This window comes from Comamonadaceae bacterium M7527 (assembly GCA_021044545.1).
Lineage (GTDB): Bacteria > Pseudomonadota > Gammaproteobacteria > Burkholderiales > Burkholderiaceae_C > RS62.
The window spans coordinates 124765-142218 of record CP087990.1; the positions used below are offsets into that span (position 1 = coordinate 124765).

Here is a 17454-nt window from a genome sequence, read left to right on the forward strand (position 1 = left end):
GCCCGGTGTCTGATTCTACCTAAACTTCACGGCGTTTTACCGGTCGGCTTTCACGTGTCGCCCATGGGCTTGCCGGCACCAAGCAGGGCAATACGCCTGGCTTGCAGCTCGCGGTAGCGTGCCAGCGCGCCGGGATCGGTTCCCGCCTGCGCAATGGCGTCGTTTTCCAGCAGTTGCAAATGCTCAATGAGTACGCGGCGCATGAGCTCGCGCAGCTCGGCCTGGGTCTCAACGGTGTCTTCGTTGCCCAGCGTGTTGGCTTGCTCTACGGCGCGTGCTGCCTGTACCGCAAAGCTTTGCTCGCGCATGGCCAGTTGCAGCGCTGCCCATGGCTGTGGCCCGTGGTCGTGCCATTGGGCCTCTAGCCAGGTGAAGAGCGGGCCAAATGGTTCACCTTGCTCGGCCAGCAAGTGTTGTTCGTCTGTGCTCAACCAGCCCCATGCTTGTGGCGTGGTGAGCACAATGCGCGCCACGTGGTCTACACGACTGGTGACATGGCCGCGCCCTGACCGGTAGCTGGGCGTGTAGGCTGAGCCGGCGGTACGGTTGCCTTTTTGCCAGGCGCGCTTGCCTTGGGCGGGCCGCTGCGTTAGGTGGTCGTTGCCTTGCCCAAAGCCAATTGGGTTCTCCGGCTTGTGTGTTGCTGTTGGCGTGGCCTGGTTGCCAGTGCTGGCCGCGCGGCGCTGGGGGTAGCGTTTGGCGTTGGCTTGCCACAGCTCCAGCACTTCGTGTGCGCCCAAGTTGGCACCATCGGCCAGCTCGGTCAGCAGCTGGCGTTTGAGGGCGCCATCAGGCAGAGCCGTCCAAAGGGGCTGTGCCGCACTCAGCATGTGGGCACGGCCTTCAGCTGTAGCCAGGTCCAGCTCAGCGCTGGCCGCGTTCATTAAAAAACGGCTAAGCGGCGTGGCATTGGCCACCATGTCCTCAAAGGCTTGGGCGCCGTTGGCGCGAATAAAACTGTCTGGATCGTGCTGTGCAGGTAAAAACAAAAACTTGACTGAGCGTGTGTCTGTGGCGAAGGGCAAGGCGGCCTCCAGGGCTTTGCGCGCCGCGCGCCTGCCCGCTGCGTCACCGTCAAAGCTGAACACAACCGCGTCTGTAAACCTGAACAGCTTTTGTACATGGTCTGGCGTGCAGGCTGTTCCAAGCGTTGCAACCGCGTTGCCAAAGCCCATTTGGGCCAGGGCCACCACGTCCATATAACCCTCTGTCACCAGTGCATAGCCGCGCTCGCGCATGGCGGTGCGGCCTTCAAACAGGCCGTACAGCTCGCGGCCTTTCGAGAAAAGAGGCGTCTCTGGTGAGTTGAGGTACTTGGGCTCGCCCTTGTCCAGCACCCGTGCGCCGAAGCCAATGACCTCGCCTTTGACATTGCGAATGGGGAACATGATGCGGTCGCGGAAGCGATCGTAGCGCTTGGCGGTCGCGGGGTCTTGCTCGCCCTCACTGTCGTCGTCTGGCGTAATCACCAGGCCGCATTCCACCAAGGCCTTGACGCTGTAGTCCGGGAAGACGCTGGCTAAATGCCGCCAGCCTTCGGGCGCATAGCCCATGGCAAATGTTTTGGCAATTTGGCCTGTAAGACCCCTGCCTTTCAAGTACTCAATCGCGCGCGGGTTGGCCTTTAGTGCCGCTTGGTAGCTGGTGGCGGCTTTACTCATGAAGTCGCCCAGCGTGTTGTGTTGTTCGCGTCTGGCTGCGGCTTGTGCGCGTTCGGTTGGGCTGGCCTGTTCTTCGGGCACGCTCAAGCCCATTTGCTGGGCCAGGTCTTGCACAGCTTCTACAAAGCCTGCACCCGTGTGGTCCATCAAAAAACCAATGGCGTTGCCGTTTTTGCCGCAACCGAAGCAGTGATAAAACTGTTTGCTCGGGCTTACCGAGAACGAGGGCGACTTCTCGCCATGAAATGGGCACAGGCCCATGTAATTGGCGCCGCCTTTTTTAAGTTGCACGTGCTTGCCCACCACGTCGACGATATCGGCGCGGGCGAGTAAGTCTTGTATGAAACCTTGAGGAATAGCCACAGGGTATTGTGCCTAAAACCCACACCCGTTTCGGACCGCCGTCCGTGGTGCAGGTGGATATGCACCCGGGCCGGCAGGGCTGCCCAGGGAAACGACTTATTTGGGAGCCAGGCGAATAGCACCGTCCAGGCGGATGACTTCGCCGTTGAGCATGTCGTTTTCAATGATGTGCTTGGCCAGTTTGGCGTAATCGGCGGGGGTGCCCAGCCGGCTGGGGAAGGGCACGCCGGCGGCCAGTGCATCTTGCACTTCTTGCGGCATGCCAAACAGCATGGGGGTGCCAAAAATGCCGGGGGCAATGGTCATGTTGCGAATGCCGTTGCGGGCCAAGTCGCGCGCGATAGGCAATGTCATGCCCACAATGCCGCCCTTGGATGCGCTGTAAGCGGCCTGGCCAATTTGGCCATCGTAGGCCGCCACTGAGGCTGTAGAGATGAGCACGCCGCGCTCGCCAGTGGCTTGTGGCGTGTTGGCGCTCATGGCCGTGGCGGCCAGGCGGATCATGTTGAAGCTGCCTACCAGGTTCACGGTGATGGTTTTGGCGAATGTGCCCAGGTCGTGTGCGCCGGCTTTACCTACGGTTTTTTGAGCGGGCGCAATGCCTGCGCAGTTCACCAAGCCAAACAAGGGGCCCATGGCAACAGCGGCGTCGACTGCAGCCTGGGCGTCTGCCTCGCTGCTCACATCGCACTTTAAAAACTGGCCACCAATGTCTTTGGCAACGGCTTGGCCCTTATCGGCCTGCATGTCTGCAATAAGCACTTTTGCACCGTTGGCCGCGAGCATGCGTGCCGTGCCTTCGCCCAGGCCTGATGCGCCACCTGTGACGATGAATACGTTGTCTTTAATGTCCATGGTGTTGGTCTCCTGTGGTGTGAATGGGCTGTTGTCTTGTTGACGTTTACGTAAACGTCAATGGTGAATATTAAACCAGATTATGTGGCGCAGCCAATGCGTGGCTTAACATCGCCTTGTATGACATTGCCAATGCCAAGCCACACGAATCACCGGCCATTCAATCGCCTGCTGTTGCGCAGCGTGTTGTGTTTGGGCGCGCTGAGTCTGAGTGCGTGCTCACTGTTAGTTCAGGATCGCAGCGGGGCTAAAGACGGCACTGAGCCCGATACTCCCGCCGTGGTTCAAGTCGCCAGGTTGCCCACCGTAGGCTTGGCCCTGGGCGCAGGTGCTGCGCGTGGTTTTGCGCATGTGGGTGTGTTGCAAGTGCTGGACGAGGCTGGCATCAAGGCCGACGCTTTGGTGGGAACGTCAGCGGGTAGCGTGGTGGCGGTGTTGTACGCCAGCGGTTTATCTGGCAAGGCGCTTGAGCAAGCTGCGCTGGGCCTGAACGAGACTGCGCTTGCCGATTGGATGCTGCCGTGGGGCAACCGTGGCGTGGTGCGCGGTGCTGCTTTGGCCAAGTACGTCAATGAGCAAGTCAAGGGCAAAAGCCTGCAAGCCATGGCCACGCGCGTGGGTGTGCTGGCCGCACAACTGGATACGGGCTTGCCTGTGCTGTTTCAGCGTGGTGACGCGGGGGAGGCTGTGCGTGCCTCGTCAGCGGTGCCCGGTGTGTTCATGCCAGTGGCCATTGCCGGCCAAGAGTACGTGGACGGCGGTGTGGTGGCGCCTGTGCCGGTGAGCTTTGTCAAGCAAATGGGCGCACAAGTTGTGGTTGCCGTTGATATTTCCAGCCCACCATCAGCTACGCCAGCCAGTGACACGGTTGGCGTGATGTTGCAGACCTTGTCCATCATGGGGCAGCGGCTAAACGGCTTTGAGCTCAAAGGCGCAGATGTGGTGGTTAGGCCCAATTTGGATGGTATGGGTGCGGCCAATTTTGCGGTGCGCGAGCAGGCCATTGCAGCAGGGCGAGCCGCCATGCAAGCGGCGCTGCCGGCGTTGCGCCTTGCCATTCAACAAAAAACTACTTGGGTTGCAGCGCAATAGGCTACAACGCAAGTGGTTGTTGACAGCCACGCCAGCGGCGTGGCGTGGCGTGGGCTTACTTTGACTTGTCGCCAGACAGCTTGAGCATGGATGTGCCTTCGCCGTGGGTGAGCAAACCAGTCTTGCTGTAAGTGGCCAATTTGGCGCGTGTGTCCACAATGTCCAGGTTGCGCATCGTCAATTGGCCGATACGGTCCAGTGGGGTGAACATGGACTCGCCGCGTTCCATGGTGAGGCGTTCTGCCTCATAGGTCAGGTTGGGTGACTCGGTGTTCAGTATGGTGTAGTCGTTGCCACGGCGCAGTTCCAGCGTGACGTCACCGGTGATCGCGCTGGCTACCCAGCGCTGGGCAGTCTCGCGCAACATGATGGCCTGCGGGTCAAACCAGCGACCCTGGTACAGCAAGCGGCCCAGGCGCAAGCCGCTCATGCGGTATTGCTCAATGGTATCTTCGTTGTGAATGCCAGTGACCAAGCGCTCGTAGGCAATGTGCAGCAAGGCCAGGCCCGGTGCTTCGTAGATACCGCGGCTCTTGGCCTCAATGATGCGGTTTTCAATTTGGTCGCTCATGCCCAAGCCATGGCGCCCGCCAATGCGGTTGGCTTCCAGTATCAGCTCGACGGAGTTGGCAAAAGTTTTGCCGTTGAGGGCCACTGGCTGGCCTTCTTCAAAGCGCACGGTTACTGTTTCGCGCTTGACGTCTACGTCGTCTTTCCAGAACGCCACGCCCATGATGGGCTGCACGATGTGCATGCCGCTTGCCAGACTCTCGAGGTCTTTGGCCTCGTGGGTGGCGCCCAGCATGTTGGAGTCGGTTGAGTAGGCTTTTTCAGACGACATCTTGTAGTCAAAGCCAGCCGCCTGCATAAACGCAGACATCTCAGAGCGTCCGCCTAACTCGTCAATAAACTGCTGGTCTAGCCAGGGCTTGTAAATGCGCAAAGAGGGGTTTGTGAGCAAGCCGTAGCGGTAAAAGCGCTCAATGTCGTTGCCTTTGTAAGTGCTGCCGTCTCCCCAGATGTTGACGTTGTCTTCACGCATGGCGGCGACCAACATGGTGCCTGTGACTGCACGGCCAATTGGCGTGGTGTTGAAGTAGGTGATGCCACCGGTAGCAATGTGAAAGGCGCCGCTTTGCAGCGCTGCAATGCCTTCTTGCGCCAGTTGCGCACGGCAGTCAATAAGGCGTGCCGCCTCGGCGCCGTAAGCCATGGCCTTGCGCGGAATTTCGTCGTAGTCAGGCTCATCAGGCTGGCCTAGATTGGCCGTGTAGGCGTAGGGAATCGCGCCTTTCTGGCGCATCCACAGCAGGGCTGCGCTGGTGTCCAAGCCACCAGAAAAGGCAATGCCAACTTTGTCGCCAGCGGGTAAGTTTTGAAGAATAGTGGCCATGGTGTATCTGGGTTAAGTGCAACGCAGCGTCAGCAATGACGTTGCTCATGAAATGCAGCGTTTAATTGTAGGGGAGTAGGCTTTCCCATTCAGCGGCGACAAAACCCACGGTAATTTGCCCATTGGGCCAGTGCACGATGGGGCGCTTGATCACGCTTGGTGTCTGTGCCGCCAGGGCTTTGGCGCTGGCCGCGTCCACGACGCCAGCTTGTACAGCGGCATCCAGCTTGCGCCAGGTGGTGCCTTTTTTGTTGATCACCGTGTCCCAGGCATGGGCGTCGAACCATGCGTCGAGTGTGGCGTCGTCGGGCATGCCTGATTTCTTGAAATCGTGAAACTGGACCTCCAGCTGGTGCTCAGCCAGCCAGTTACGGGCTTTCTTCACAGTGTCGCAATTGGGTATGCCGTACAAGGTAACAGTTGTTTGTATGCTGCTCATGGGTCTATTGTGCCTGCTGGCGCCGCCGCCAGCCCAGGGCTGAGACAATACGGCATCGTTATTCAGCACAGACATGACCCATACACCAACGCCCACACCAAAGCCTACAAACCCAGCCAAGCCAAGCCGCACAGGGCGCAGTTTGCAGCAATGGCTAGATGCCATAGCCGCGCTACACCCCAGCACCATAGACATGGGACTGGCGCGCTTGCAAGTGGTGGCCCAGCGCATACCCGGTGCGTTGCGCATGGCCTGCCCAGTCGTGACAGTGGCAGGTACCAATGGCAAAGGCTCAACCTGTGCCATGCTGGAGGCGGTGTTGATGCAGTCGGGCTACAAAACCGGTGTGTATACCTCTCCGCATTTGGTGCACTTTGAAGAACGTTGCCGCCTGTTGGGCGAACACGTCACGCCCGCCCAGCTGTGCGAGGCGTTTGAGGTGGTTGAGGTGGCTCGCACTGAAGGCGATGTGATCAGCCTGACCTATTTTGAATTCACGACCCTGGCCATTTTGTGGCTGCTGCAGCAAGCCAGGCTAGACGTGGTGATTCTGGAGGTGGGGCTAGGCGGTCGGTTGGATGCGGTCAACCTCATTGACACCGATTGCGCCATCATCACCAGTGTAGATATTGACCATGCGGAGTTTTTGGGCAACACCCGAGAGGCCATTGGCTTTGAGAAGGCCGGCATTATGCGCGCAGGCAAGCCTGTCATTGTCAGCGATCCGGTACCCCCGCAAAGCGTCATTGATCATGCCAAAGCCATAGGCGCAGACGCTTGGCTGGTTGGCAAAGATTTCAATGTGTCTGGCGACAAGCAGCAGTGGGGCTGGGCCGGACGGGGCAGGCGCTACAGCGGTTTGGCTTATCCTGCGCTGCGCGGCGCGAACCAGCTTTTAAATGCCGCCGGCGTTTTGGCCGCCCTTGAAGCCTTGCGCCCGCAGCTGCCTGTGACGGCGCAGTCTATTCGCGCAGGCTTGTCGCTGGTGGAGTTGCCAGGACGATTCCAAATTGTGCCAGGCGAGCCTGCCTTGGTGCTGGATGTGGCGCACAACCCTCACGCGGCCGCCACGCTTACGGCCAACCTGGATGCCATGGGCTTTTACCCTGGCACGCACGCGGTGTTTGGTTGTATGGCCGACAAAGATGTGGCGCAGCTGCTGGCGACTGTTGGCCCTTTGGTGGATCACTGGTATTTCACAGATTTACCGTTGCCAAGAGCCATGAGTGCCGAGCAGCTAAGGGCCTTGGCCATGACGACAGCGCAAACGCAAAAAGCAAGCGCAGCCTGCTTTGCCAGCCCGCAAGAGGCCTTGGATGAGGCCGTGGCCAAAGCGGCCCCCACTGATAGAATCGTGGTCTTTGGGTCGTTCTTCACGGTGGGTGGTGTGTTGCACAGCGGTATTCCTCGTTTGCAGGCCAAACACCTCAAGGCGTAAGCCAGATTTAGACCCTTTGCAACCTACAGCGCGCGTTTGTTCCTTATGTTTAAGTTTCGAAAATCTGCCACCACCGGGCGTGATGCCGACAGCGTAGAAACCATCAGACGCCGTGCGCAGTACCGGCTGGTGGGCACCGCTATGCTGGTGGCTGTTGCGATTGTGGGTTTCCCCCTGCTATTCGACACAGAACCACGCCCGTTGCAAGTGGATTTGCCGATTGCCATACCGTCCAAAGATGAAGTACAGCCCTTGCCAGTGCCAAGTGTGACAAAGCCTGTAGCGGTAGCGCAAGCCGCCGCGCCGGCTGCCGTTGATGAGGCGCCAGCAACAAAACCTGTGGCCACTGCACCGGCCGCTGGCGCTGGTGAGGACGCTGCTGCTGCGCTCAAAGCCCAAGAACAAGCTGCCAAGGCGCAAAAGGCGGAGCAGGCCAGGCAGCAGGCACTGGCGGTTAAACAAGCCGAGGCGGCTAGAGCGCAAGCTATTTTGGACGGCACGCGAGCCAAGGCAGCAGCGTCGGCAACCGACTACCCCAATGACGGCAAGCGCCGCGTGATTCAGGTGGGCTCGTTCAACGACCAAGCCCGCGCGCGTGAAGTGCGCATGCGCCTGGAGCGTGCCGGCATCACCACTTACACACAAGTGGTCAATAGCGGTGGCTCGCGTTTTATCCGCGTGCGCGTTGGACCATTTGACGACGCTGAAGAGCTACAGCGTTACATAGACAAGGTGGAATCGCTCAAGCTTGAAGCGCGCGTGCTCACTTTCTAGCCATGATGCCGGGCCCCAACACCGTTCTTGGCATGTGTAGCGCAGCGCAGCGTCCATGAATTGGTCTGCCCTGGACACGGCCATGTCTGCGCTGTTGGGAGCCTCTCTGGTGTGGGGCGCCTGGCGCGGGTTGGTGTACGAACTGTTGGCGATTGCCAACTGGTTGTTTGCCGTTATGGCCACCAGTCTGGTGGCGCCGCTGCTGGCACAGTGGGTGCCGGCTTTAGAGGGCACGGGCCTGCTGGCCCTGGTGGTGCGCTATGTGGTGGTGTTTGTGGTGTTTGTATTTGTGGGCGGCTTTGTGGCGTCTACCTTGCGCCGCTGGATCAGCGCTTCAGGCCTGCGTCCGGCCGATAGATCTCTAGGCGCGTTATTTGGTTTGGTGCGCGGCGTTGTGGTGTTGTTGGTGGCCGCTTTGGTCGTCTTGGTGCTAAAGCTTGAGGCTGAGCCGTGGTGGAGCAGCTCAAGCGGTGCGCAATTGTTGCAGTCTGTGTTGGTGTTACTAAAGCCTGTGTTGCCACAGGCGATTGAAAGGTTGATTCCTTAAATGTGCGGCATTGTTGGCGTGGTCAGTCACGCCCCTGTTAACCAACTGATTTACGACGCCTTGCTGCTGCTGCAACACCGCGGGCAAGACGCCGCGGGTATTGTCACGCAGCAAGAGCGCAAGTTTTTTATGCACAAGGCCAAGGGCATGGTGCGCGACGTATTCCGCACCCGCGACATGCGTGCGCTACCCGGTAACGTGGGCTTGGGCCAGGTGCGCTACCCAACAGCGGGTAACGCCAGCAGCGAAGAAGAAGCCCAGCCGTTTTACGTCAACGCGCCATTTGGCCTGGTGATGTCGCACAACGGTAACCTCACCAATGCGCATGCCCTAAAAGCAGAGCTGTTCAGCAGTGACCACCGTCATATCAACACCGATTCAGACTCGGAAGTGTTGCTTAACGTATTGGCCCATGAGCTTGAAAATGCCACACGTGGACTGCCACTAAAGCCTTCAGATGTGTTTGCTGCGGTTGCCCGCGTGCACAAGCGCCTGAAAGGCTCTTACGCGGTCGTGGCCTTGATCGCTGGCCACGGTTTGCTGGCATTTCGCGACCCCTTTGGTATTCGCCCGCTGTGCTTGGGCCAAGGCGACGGCGCAACCATGGTTGCGAGTGAGTCTGTTGCCCTAGAGGGCACTGGCCACCATTTTGTGCGCGACATCAAGCCGGGCGAAGCCGTGTTTATAGACATGCAAGGCCACCTGCATGCGCAGCAATGCAGCGAGACATCGCAACACTTTCCGTGCCTGTTTGAGTATGTTTATCTGGCCAGGCCAGATTCGCAAATGGATGGCGTATCTGTGTACCAGGCGCGTCTGAACATGGGCGAGACCCTGGCGCAACGCGTCATATCGACGGTGTCCCCAGACTTGATTGACTCGGTGATTCCCATTCCTGAATCATCCCGCCCCAGTGCCATGCAGTTGGCGCATTTGCTGGGCAAACCTTACCGCGAGGGTTTTGTCAAAAACCGCTACGTGGGTCGTACCTTCATCATGCCCGGTCAATCTGTGCGCAAGCGCTCGGTGCGTCAAAAGCTCAACGTCATCGCCTCTGAATTCAAGGGGCGCAATGTGCTGCTGGTTGACGACTCCATTGTGCGTGGCACCACCAGTCGGGAGATTGTTCAAATGGCCAGAGACGCAGGTGCCAGGCGGGTTTACCTGGCCAGTGCTGCGCCGCCTGTGCGCTTTCCCAACGTGTACGGCATTGACATGCCAAGCCCGGACGAGCTGGTGGCCAGTGGCAAAACGGTAGACGAAGTTTGCAAACTTATTGGCTGTGATGCACTCATTTACCAGGATGTTAATGGCCTCAAGAAGGCAGTCGCTTCCCTGAACCCCAACCTAGACGGTTTTGACGCGTCCTGCTTTGACGGTGTTTATTGCACCGGCGACATCACAGACGCAGACATTGCGCGTTTGCGCGGCGAGCGTGTTGAAGACAGCAATCAAGAGGCTGACGCATGAAACCATCTGTTCCCGCCACCCCAGCCCATACTGACCAATGGCATGCCGAGACGCATGCGCAGCACACGGGCATGCCATCCAGTCAATACGGTGAAAACGCGGAGGCGTTGTTTCTGACCAGCGGCTATGTGCAGCCCAGCGCTGAAGTCGCTGCTGCGCGCTTTGCCGGCGAAGAAGAGGGCTTTACCTACTCTCGTTTGGGTAACCCAACCGTCGGTAGTTTTGAGCAACGCTTGGCCGCCATGGAAGGCTCGCAAGCTGCTATTGCCACGTCCACGGGTATGTCGGCAATTTTGCTGATGTGCATGGGCTTGCTGAAAAGTGGCGACCATGTGATTTGCTCGCACTCCATGTTTGGCTCAACCATCAAGCTCATAGGCACAGAGTTTGCCAAGTTTGGTGTGACCACCACCTTTGTGTCGCAAACCAACGTAGGCGAATGGGCCAGTGCGGTGCAGCCCAATACGCGGCTGTTGTTTGCCGAGACGCCTACCAACCCGCTGACTGACGTTTGTGACATTGCGGCCTTGGCCGACATTGCGCACAAGGCCGGCGCGTGGCTGGCGGTAGACAATTGCTTTGCCACGCCCATATTGCAGCGCCCTGTTGCGTTTGGCGCAGATATTGTGGTGCACTCGGGCACCAAGTATTTGGATGGCCAGGGTCGCGTGATGGCAGGTGCTTTGTGTGCCAGCAGCGAGTTGGTGAATCAGGTGTTCAGCCCCTTGATCCGCAGCGCTGGCATGACCTTGTCGCCGTTCAATGCCTGGGTGGTGCTAAAGGGCCTTGAAACGCTGGGCATTCGCATGCGCGCCCAGTCGGCCAATGCCCTGGCCCTGGCCCATTGGCTGCAACAGCAGCCATGCGTGGACCATGTGTTTTTTCCGGGCTTGCAAAGCCACCCACAACATGCGCTTGCCATGCGCCAGCAAAGTGACCTGGGCGGCGCGGTGTTGTCGTTCACGCTAAAAGCCGATAGTCCCGAGCAGGGTAGGGCGCGGGCGTTTGCCACGCTCAATGCCTTGCAGCTGGTCAAGCTGTGTACCAATCTGGGGGACACCAAGACCTTGGTGTCTCATCCGGCCAGTACCTCACATGGCCGTCTGACCGAGGCGCAGCGCGCCAGCGCAGGCGTTGGCCAGTCACTTATTCGGGTGGCCGTTGGCCTGGAGCATGGCCCCGATTTGCAACAAGACTTTTTACACGCGCTCTCGGTCGGTGGCGCGTAATTACCCACTGCTTGAGTTATGACTACTACAGATACTGCTGCCCGCGTGCGCACTCGCTTTGCGCCGTCGCCCACTGGTTTTATTCACCTGGGTAATATTCGCTCTGCGCTGTACCCATGGGCGTTTGCCAAGGCCACAGGCGGCGACTTTATTTTGCGCATAGAAGACACGGACCAGGCCCGCTCAACGCAAGCGTCTGTGGATGTGATCTTGCAGGGTATGCAGTGGCTAGGCATGACGCCTGACGAAGGCCCTTTCTATCAAATGCAGCGCATGGACCGCTACCGCGACGTGCTGGAGCAGCTCAAGGCAAAAGGTTTGGTCTATCCCTGCTACATGTCGGTAGAGGCGCTAGACGCATTGCGCGAAGCGCAAATGGCCGCAAAGGAAAAACCACGCTACAACGGCATGTGGCGCCCAGAGCCTGGCAAGACATTGCCCAGCGTGCCGCAAGACGTGCAGCCTGTGTGGCGCTTTAAAAACCCAACCGAGGGGGTGGTAGCTTGGATGGACAAGGTCAAAGGCCCCATAGAAATTGCCAATGCCGAGTTGGACGATCTGGTGGTGGCGCGCCCGGACGGCACGCCCACCTACAACTTCTGTGTGGTGGTCGACGACATGGACATGGCTATTACCCATGTCATACGCGGCGACGATCACGTGAACAACACGCCGCGCCAAATCAACATCGCGAAAGCGCTGGGCTACGCGCCGCCCACTTACGCGCACTTACCGACCGTGCTGAATGAGGCCGGCGAAAAGATGAGCAAGCGCAACGGTGCCAAAGCCGTTACGCAATACCGCGACGAAGGCTACTTGCCCGAAGCCATGGTGAACTACCTGGCTCGCCTGGGCTGGAGCCATGGTGACGACGAAGTGTTTAGCGTAGAGCAGTTTATTGCGTGGTTTAACTTAGACCATTTGGGCCGCAGTGCCGCGCAGTTTGACGAAGCCAAGCTGCGTTGGATCAACGCCCAGCACATCAAGGCCAGCTGATGCGGCACTGGCTGCCATGGTGGCACAGCGTTTGTCGCTGGACGGTATCAACGCCACGCCCGATGCCAGGCTCATTGGTATTTGCGCCCTGTTCAAAGACCGCTGCGACACCCTGGTGGCGCTTGCAGCTTGGGCCAAAGCCTATTTTGTTGACGCCGTAGCCAGCCATGAAGACATCGCAAAGCATGTCACCGACGCCGTTAAACCAGCCATGGCGACGCTTGCAGGCTTGCTTGAAGCCGGTGAGTGGACCCAAGAGGCGATTGCTGCAGCTATCAAGACCACGCTTGCTGAACACGGTTTGAAAATGCCCCAGCTGGCCATGCCTGTGCGCGTTCTCACCATGGGTACACCCAACACGCCGTCGGTAGATGCCATGCTGGCTTTGTTCGATAAAAAAAATGTGGTGGCGAAACTCAAAGCAGCCTGAAAAGTGTTCTATACTTGCAGGCTTGCTACAAAGCAGCAAACAATTCAAGTTGAATGCAATTTGTAACAACCCGTGGGGGTATAGCTCAGCTGGGAGAGCGCTTGCATGGCATGCAAGAGGTCAGCGGTTCGATCCCGCTTACCTCCACCAAGTTTTTTAAAAGCAGCACAAAATCATCGTATAATGTGAGGCTTGCTTCAAATAGACAGCAATGTCTGTCTAAAGCTGAAGCGGAATTTTTCTAGGTTTTGACCCTATCGTCTAGAGGCCTAGGACACCACCCTTTCACGGTGGGTACCGGGGTTCGAATCCCCGTAGGGTCGCCAAGTTTGTAGCACTTGGTGGATGCCACAAGCATCCACTCAAAAGCTGCCCACGCGGAGTGGTAGTTCAGTTGGTTAGAATACCGGCCTGTCACGCCGGGGGTCGCGGGTTCGAGTCCCGTCCACTCCGCCATTGGTTATAGGCTTCAAACGCCTGATGAATCAAAGCCTCTTGTTTACAAGAGGCTTTTTCATTTGTGTTGTGCATTTGTACCTTCATAACACATGTCGCCAAGTGGTGTTGTAGCAACACCAGCTGTAGCAACGAGCTGCGGTCGTGAAACGTGTACTGCGTCTTTTGTCTGAACGGGCCCTATTGTTTACGAACGCAGAGCCAAGGGTAAGTTCAGTAGCAAGTTCTGGGGCTTTAGCCTTAACCGGTTGTCGGTGTCACAGGCCATGGCCATGTAGACGGGCTTGCCGGCGACCTTGGCCAGCATATCTGTGGGTTTGTCAAATTCCAGCTTGAACAAGCACAGCAATTGCGCCAAGCGTGCATCGCCTACACGCTTGCCAAGGTAGAGGTCATTCAAAATGGCGCTGGACTGCATGTCCAGACCAAGATGCCAGGCCCACTTTTTGTCCTGCACCTTGTCCTGCGCTGTGATGCGTACCTTCACGTGCAGAAAATGCCGTACCCAATTGGTTATCAGGTCACACAGTGCTTTCATCGCAGGTTGCTGGCTGTTCAGGGCAATAACGGTGTCGTACTTGGTGTCGCGCGCCCAATAAACGTCTTGGTTGTCGGGGCCGATAACGTCCAAATCCACACCTATCAGAGAACCACCGCCGGTACGGAGCAAGCCCATCAAGTCAAAGCCTGCGTTGGGTGCTCGCGCATTGACCACTTCTTCGTCAGCAGCGAGCAAGGCCCCCTCGTCGGTGGACGTGATCATTTGGCTGCGGAAGAACATTTCTCCTACCCGTGCGGCCAATGCGGAGGGCGCGGCGCCCAACACGTGGCGCACCAGCACGTGGGTGAGCTGGTTGACCAGTACTGGCGGTACATCAACGCCTGTGCCCTGAAAGAGTGCCATGTAACTGGCCTCCAACGTGGGGCGGGCCAGCACTCGGTCGCGAAACCGCAGCCATACCCTGTAGTTGTCGGCTACATCTGGATTGGCGAGCTGCGCCAATTGGTCGTCAGATATGTTGGTACGAGGCTGCGCGACCAGCTGCGAAAAGAGTGCACGCTCTGCGTCGCAGGAGGTGTCCACTGGGGCCAGCTCCGGGCGGTTTAATAAAAAGCTGAGAAAGGCGTCGGTAACCACCAATTGCTGTTGCGCGTCAACATGCAATAAGGCGTAGCCGGATTGAGACCAGAAATCGTTTTTGAGCATCGTGGCTCATTTTAGGTGGTCTGGTTGCGTATTGGTGCGACGTAGTCCGTTGTTTGTTCCCTTGCAGCCCGTGGCAGCACATGGCCAAGGCTTGGTGCGTTGCCGGTTGGCAGGCCTAGTCGTCCAGGCTGGCCGTCCAGCGAGCGTCCCAGTGGCCGGCGTTGTCGCGCCCGCTTGCTTTTTGCAGGTCGCGCCTGTCTCTTTTGGTGGGGCGGCCCTGTGTGATGGCCTGCGCTGGCTCCGGCGCGAGGCGCCTGGCTGCCGCGGCTGCTTCGCGCGCGGCTTTTGATTCGGCTGTTTCTGTGTACAAGGCTTGCGCGATGGGGGCGCTGCCCCGTATGGCGCTAAGGCCCAGCACGTTTACTGTCCAGGTCATGCGCTGCACCATGATTTCAATGGTGTCCCCCAGTTTGACGTCACGCGAGGGTTTGGCCAATGCACCATTGAGTTTGATGTGGCCTTTGTTGGCTGCATCCGTAGCCAAGGCGCGCGTCTTGAAAAAGCGCGCTGCCCATAGCCACTTGTCCAAGCGGTATTTGCTGTCTGCATCGCTGCTGTTGGCGGCGTTGTTCTTGCTCATACCCAGCGGTGGTTTTACTGCTTGGCGCCCATGGCCAGCGCAGCGTGTTGCGCAGCCTGCGACGCCGTTGCGTCGTGTGCGGTGGTGGTGGGCCAGCCTTGCAGGTGTGACGCTGCAATGACGGCCAAGCCTTCAACCCATGCGGTATCGTCGTTGAGGCAGGCAATGTAGTTGAACTGCTCGCCACCGACATGCATGAAAGCCTCACGTGCCTCGTCTTGAATTTCTTCTAATGTTTCCAGGCAGTCACTGGTGAATCCGGGGCACATCACGTCCACGCGCTTGAGGCCCTTGCTGGCAAGGTCTATGAGTGTGGGTTCTGTGTAGGGCTCTAGCCACTTGGCCTTGCCAAAGCGGGACTGGAAGGTGACTTTGTATTGATCCTTGCCAAGCCCCAGCGCTTGGGCCAGCAGCCTGGCAGTTTTGTGGCACTGGCAGTGGTAGGGGTCGCCGAGGTGTAGCGTGCGCTCGGGTACGCCGTGAAAGCTCATCAGCAGCAATTCAGCTTGTCCGTTGGCCTGCCAATGTGCTTTAACCTTGCCAGCCAGCGCCGCGATGTAGGCGGGGTGGTCGTGGTACTGGTTGACAAAGCGCATCTCAGGCACCCAGCGTATGTTCAGTGCCCATTTGTAAAACGCGTCAAACACACTGGCCGTGGTTGTGCCGCTGTATTGGGGGTAGGCCGTCATCAGTAACACACGCGTCACACCCTGCAGTTTGAGCTGGTTCATCACGCTGGCCATGTTGGGCTGTCCGTAGCGCATCACCATGTGCACAGCCACATCGTGACCGCTGGCGCGCAGCTGGGACTCAAGCGCATGGGCTTGCGCTTGCGTACCCACTTTTAGCGGGGACCCGTCACTGGTCCAAATGCTGGCGTACTTGGCCGCAGACTTCCTGGGGCGAATGCGCAAAATAATGCCGTGCAATATCAGCATCCAAATGAGTCTTGGAATTTCGACCACGCGTCGGTCGGCCAAGAATTCGGCCAGGTAACGACGCAGGGCAGGGGCGGTAGGCGCGTCTGGTGTGCCTAGATTGCACCACAGTACAGCTGTTTTGGCGGGCTGGCCGTGGGTGTAGGGGGCTTCTGGTTGAAATGACATGGCTATATTGTCTCTTATGCGCTAAAGCCCTGTTGATCGCTGGTCAGCGAGTTTGGCGCATTGTTCAAATGGCTTGTTTATTTTAAAAAGTAGTTATATATAGTTAAAAATTTACTTTGTTATATGAAATAAAGCAGCTAAAAGCGAAGAATTAGATATTCTGATATATTTAGTCTTGTAAGTTCAACCCAACACCCTGTTGGTTGAGCGGCTGGTTTGTCGTTCGTTTTTATCCTTCAGGTCGTCGGGTCGCTTTCGCTCCGAGTGCACCTGTGTATGCAGATCCTCGGGACACCGTTTAACTGTTAGGAGAAGAAATTTGACATCCAACCAACGCAAACTGGCGTTAGCTCTAACCGTGGTAGCCGCCACTTTGGCTGCCTGTGGACAAAAAGAAGAAGAAAAAGTAGCTGATGCTGCCCCTGTTGCAGACGCCACATGTGGCGCTGTCACCATCGCCAGCATGAACTGGCAGTCTGCCGAAGTTCTGGCTGCTATCGACCAGTTCATTTTGGCCAACGGCTACGGCTGTGATGCAGAGTTGGTGCCAGGCGACACCATGCCTACCCTGACAGCCATGATTGAAAAAGGCCAGCCCGACGTAGCCCCAGAAGCTTGGGTTAACTCCATTCGTGAGCCGCTGGAAGCTGCCGTTTCCGAAGGCCGCTTGCACTTTGGCGCCGAGTCATTGTCAGACGGCGGTGTTGAAGGCTGGTGGATTCCAAAGTACCTGGCTGATGCCAACCCAGACATCAAGACCATTGACGACGCGTTGATGCGCCCAGAGCTGTTCCCAGCACCTGAAGATGACGCCAAGGGTGCTGTGCACAACTGTCCTGCAGGCTGGAGCTGCCAAATCACCACCGGTAATGCTTTCAAGGCATGGGATGCCGAAGAAAAAGGTTTCACCTTGGTTGACACCGGCTCTTCTGCTGGCTTGGACGGCTCTATTGCCAAAGCATACGAGCGCAAGCAAGGCTGGCTGGGTTACTACTGGGCACCCACATCCATCTTGGGCAAGTACGAAATGGTTCGCTTGGATCCAGGTGTGCCGCTTGACCAGGCAGCCTGGGACAACTGTAACGCCAAGCTCGATTGCGCTGACCCACAAAAAAATGCATGGCCTAAAGCCGACGTGTTTACTGTTGTAACAGACCGCTTCAAGCAAGAAGGTGGCGATGCCTACAACTACCTGGCTAATCGCCAGTGGGATAACAACACCGTGAACGTTTTGTTGGCTTGGATGTCTGACAACCAGGCAACTGGTGAAGACGGTGCTGCGCACTTCTTGAAGACCAACGAAGCGATGTGGACCACATGGGTGAGCCCAGCTGCTGCTGAGAAGATCAAGGCAGCCTTGTAAGTTGCTTCTGACGCTGCCCCAGTGTTGGGGCAGCCGCTACGCCTGCATGTTGTTA

The 17454-nt window shown here is 57.9% G+C and carries 14 protein-coding genes, 3 tRNA genes and 1 pseudogene; 11 read left to right on the plus strand and 7 right to left on the minus strand.

Annotated features, from left to right (window positions below):
- Positions 1-50: 50 nt before the first annotated feature.
- Positions 51-2024: a DNA primase gene (dnaG, locus tag LN050_00630; GenBank protein UFS56439.1), complete on the minus strand. Its 1974-nt coding sequence runs from the start codon at positions 2022-2024 to the stop codon at positions 51-53.
- Positions 2025-2120: 96 nt separating this feature from the next.
- Positions 2121-2879: a 3-hydroxyacyl-CoA dehydrogenase gene (locus LN050_00635; GenBank protein ID UFS56440.1), complete on the minus strand. Its 759-nt coding sequence runs from the start codon at positions 2877-2879 to the stop codon at positions 2121-2123.
- Between the two features lie 132 nt (positions 2880-3011).
- On the opposite strand from LN050_00635, the gene LN050_00640 reads away from it, so the two are divergent.
- A complete protein-coding gene (locus LN050_00640; protein UFS56441.1) occupies positions 3012-3971 on the plus strand; it encodes a patatin-like phospholipase family protein in 960 nt (319 codons plus the stop codon).
- A 55-nt stretch (positions 3972-4026) separates the two neighbouring features.
- On the opposite strand, the gene argG is transcribed toward LN050_00640, so the two are convergent.
- Both argG and LN050_00650 read right to left on the minus strand, forming a co-directional pair.
- On the minus strand, positions 4027-5364 hold the full coding sequence (gene argG, locus LN050_00645) for an argininosuccinate synthase (GenBank protein ID UFS56442.1): 1338 nt from the start codon (positions 5362-5364) through the stop codon (positions 4027-4029).
- A 61-nt stretch (positions 5365-5425) separates the two neighbouring features.
- Complete coding sequence (locus LN050_00650; protein ID UFS56443.1) at positions 5426-5803, minus strand: Spx/MgsR family RNA polymerase-binding regulatory protein; 378 nt, start codon at positions 5801-5803, stop codon at positions 5426-5428.
- 73 nt (positions 5804-5876) lie between these two features.
- Between LN050_00650 and folC the strand changes: the two genes are divergently transcribed.
- From folC to LN050_00695, 9 genes and pseudogenes are all read left to right on the plus strand, one after another.
- Positions 5877-7241, plus strand: coding sequence for a bifunctional tetrahydrofolate synthase/dihydrofolate synthase (gene folC, locus LN050_00655; protein ID UFS56444.1), 1365 nt, complete (start codon positions 5877-5879; stop codon positions 7239-7241).
- Positions 7242-7286: 45 nt separating this feature from the next.
- Entirely contained in the window at positions 7287-8015 is a 729-nt protein-coding gene (locus LN050_00660) for an SPOR domain-containing protein (GenBank protein UFS56445.1), read from the plus strand.
- A 55-nt stretch (positions 8016-8070) separates the two neighbouring features.
- Positions 8071-8562, plus strand: a complete 492-nt coding sequence (locus tag LN050_00665) for a CvpA family protein (GenBank protein ID UFS56446.1) — start codon at positions 8071-8073, stop codon at positions 8560-8562.
- Positions 8563-10032 (plus strand): amidophosphoribosyltransferase, encoded by a 1470-nt coding sequence (gene purF / locus LN050_00670; protein ID UFS56447.1) that lies wholly within the window; start codon positions 8563-8565, stop codon positions 10030-10032.
- Between the two features lie 71 nt (positions 10033-10103).
- Positions 10104-11261 (plus strand): O-succinylhomoserine sulfhydrylase, encoded by a 1158-nt coding sequence (locus tag LN050_00675; GenBank protein UFS57410.1) that lies wholly within the window; start codon positions 10104-10106, stop codon positions 11259-11261.
- A gap of 18 nt (positions 11262-11279) precedes the next feature.
- Positions 11280-12687 (plus strand): annotated as a pseudogene (gltX, locus tag LN050_00680) (glutamate--tRNA ligase).
- A 74-nt stretch (positions 12688-12761) separates the two neighbouring features.
- A tRNA-Ala gene (locus tag LN050_00685) sits at positions 12762-12837 on the plus strand.
- A 100-nt stretch (positions 12838-12937) separates the two neighbouring features.
- Positions 12938-13013: transfer RNA gene (locus tag LN050_00690), tRNA-Glu, on the plus strand.
- Positions 13014-13066: 53 nt separating this feature from the next.
- Positions 13067-13143 (plus strand) — tRNA-Asp (locus tag LN050_00695).
- Between the two features lie 187 nt (positions 13144-13330).
- Here the strand turns inward: LN050_00695 and LN050_00700 are convergent.
- The 3 genes from LN050_00700 to hemH form a co-directional block, all read right to left on the minus strand.
- The gene (locus LN050_00700; protein ID UFS56448.1) at positions 13331-14350 is read right to left on the minus strand and encodes a DUF6352 family protein; all 1020 of its coding nucleotides are present in this window, start codon (positions 14348-14350) and stop codon (positions 13331-13333) included.
- Positions 14351-14465: 115 nt separating this feature from the next.
- Entirely contained in the window at positions 14466-14930 is a 465-nt protein-coding gene (locus LN050_00705) for an RNA-binding S4 domain-containing protein (GenBank protein ID UFS56449.1), read from the minus strand.
- A gap of 14 nt (positions 14931-14944) precedes the next feature.
- Entirely contained in the window at positions 14945-16036 is a 1092-nt protein-coding gene (hemH, locus tag LN050_00710) for a ferrochelatase (protein ID UFS56450.1), read from the minus strand.
- Positions 16037-16355: 319 nt separating this feature from the next.
- Between hemH and LN050_00715 the strand changes: the two genes are divergently transcribed.
- Positions 16356-17399 carry an ABC transporter substrate-binding protein gene (locus LN050_00715; GenBank protein ID UFS56451.1) on the plus strand — a complete coding sequence of 348 codons (1044 nt, stop codon included), beginning with the start codon at positions 16356-16358 and terminating at the stop codon, positions 17397-17399.
- The last annotated feature ends 55 nt before the right edge of the window (positions 17400-17454 follow it).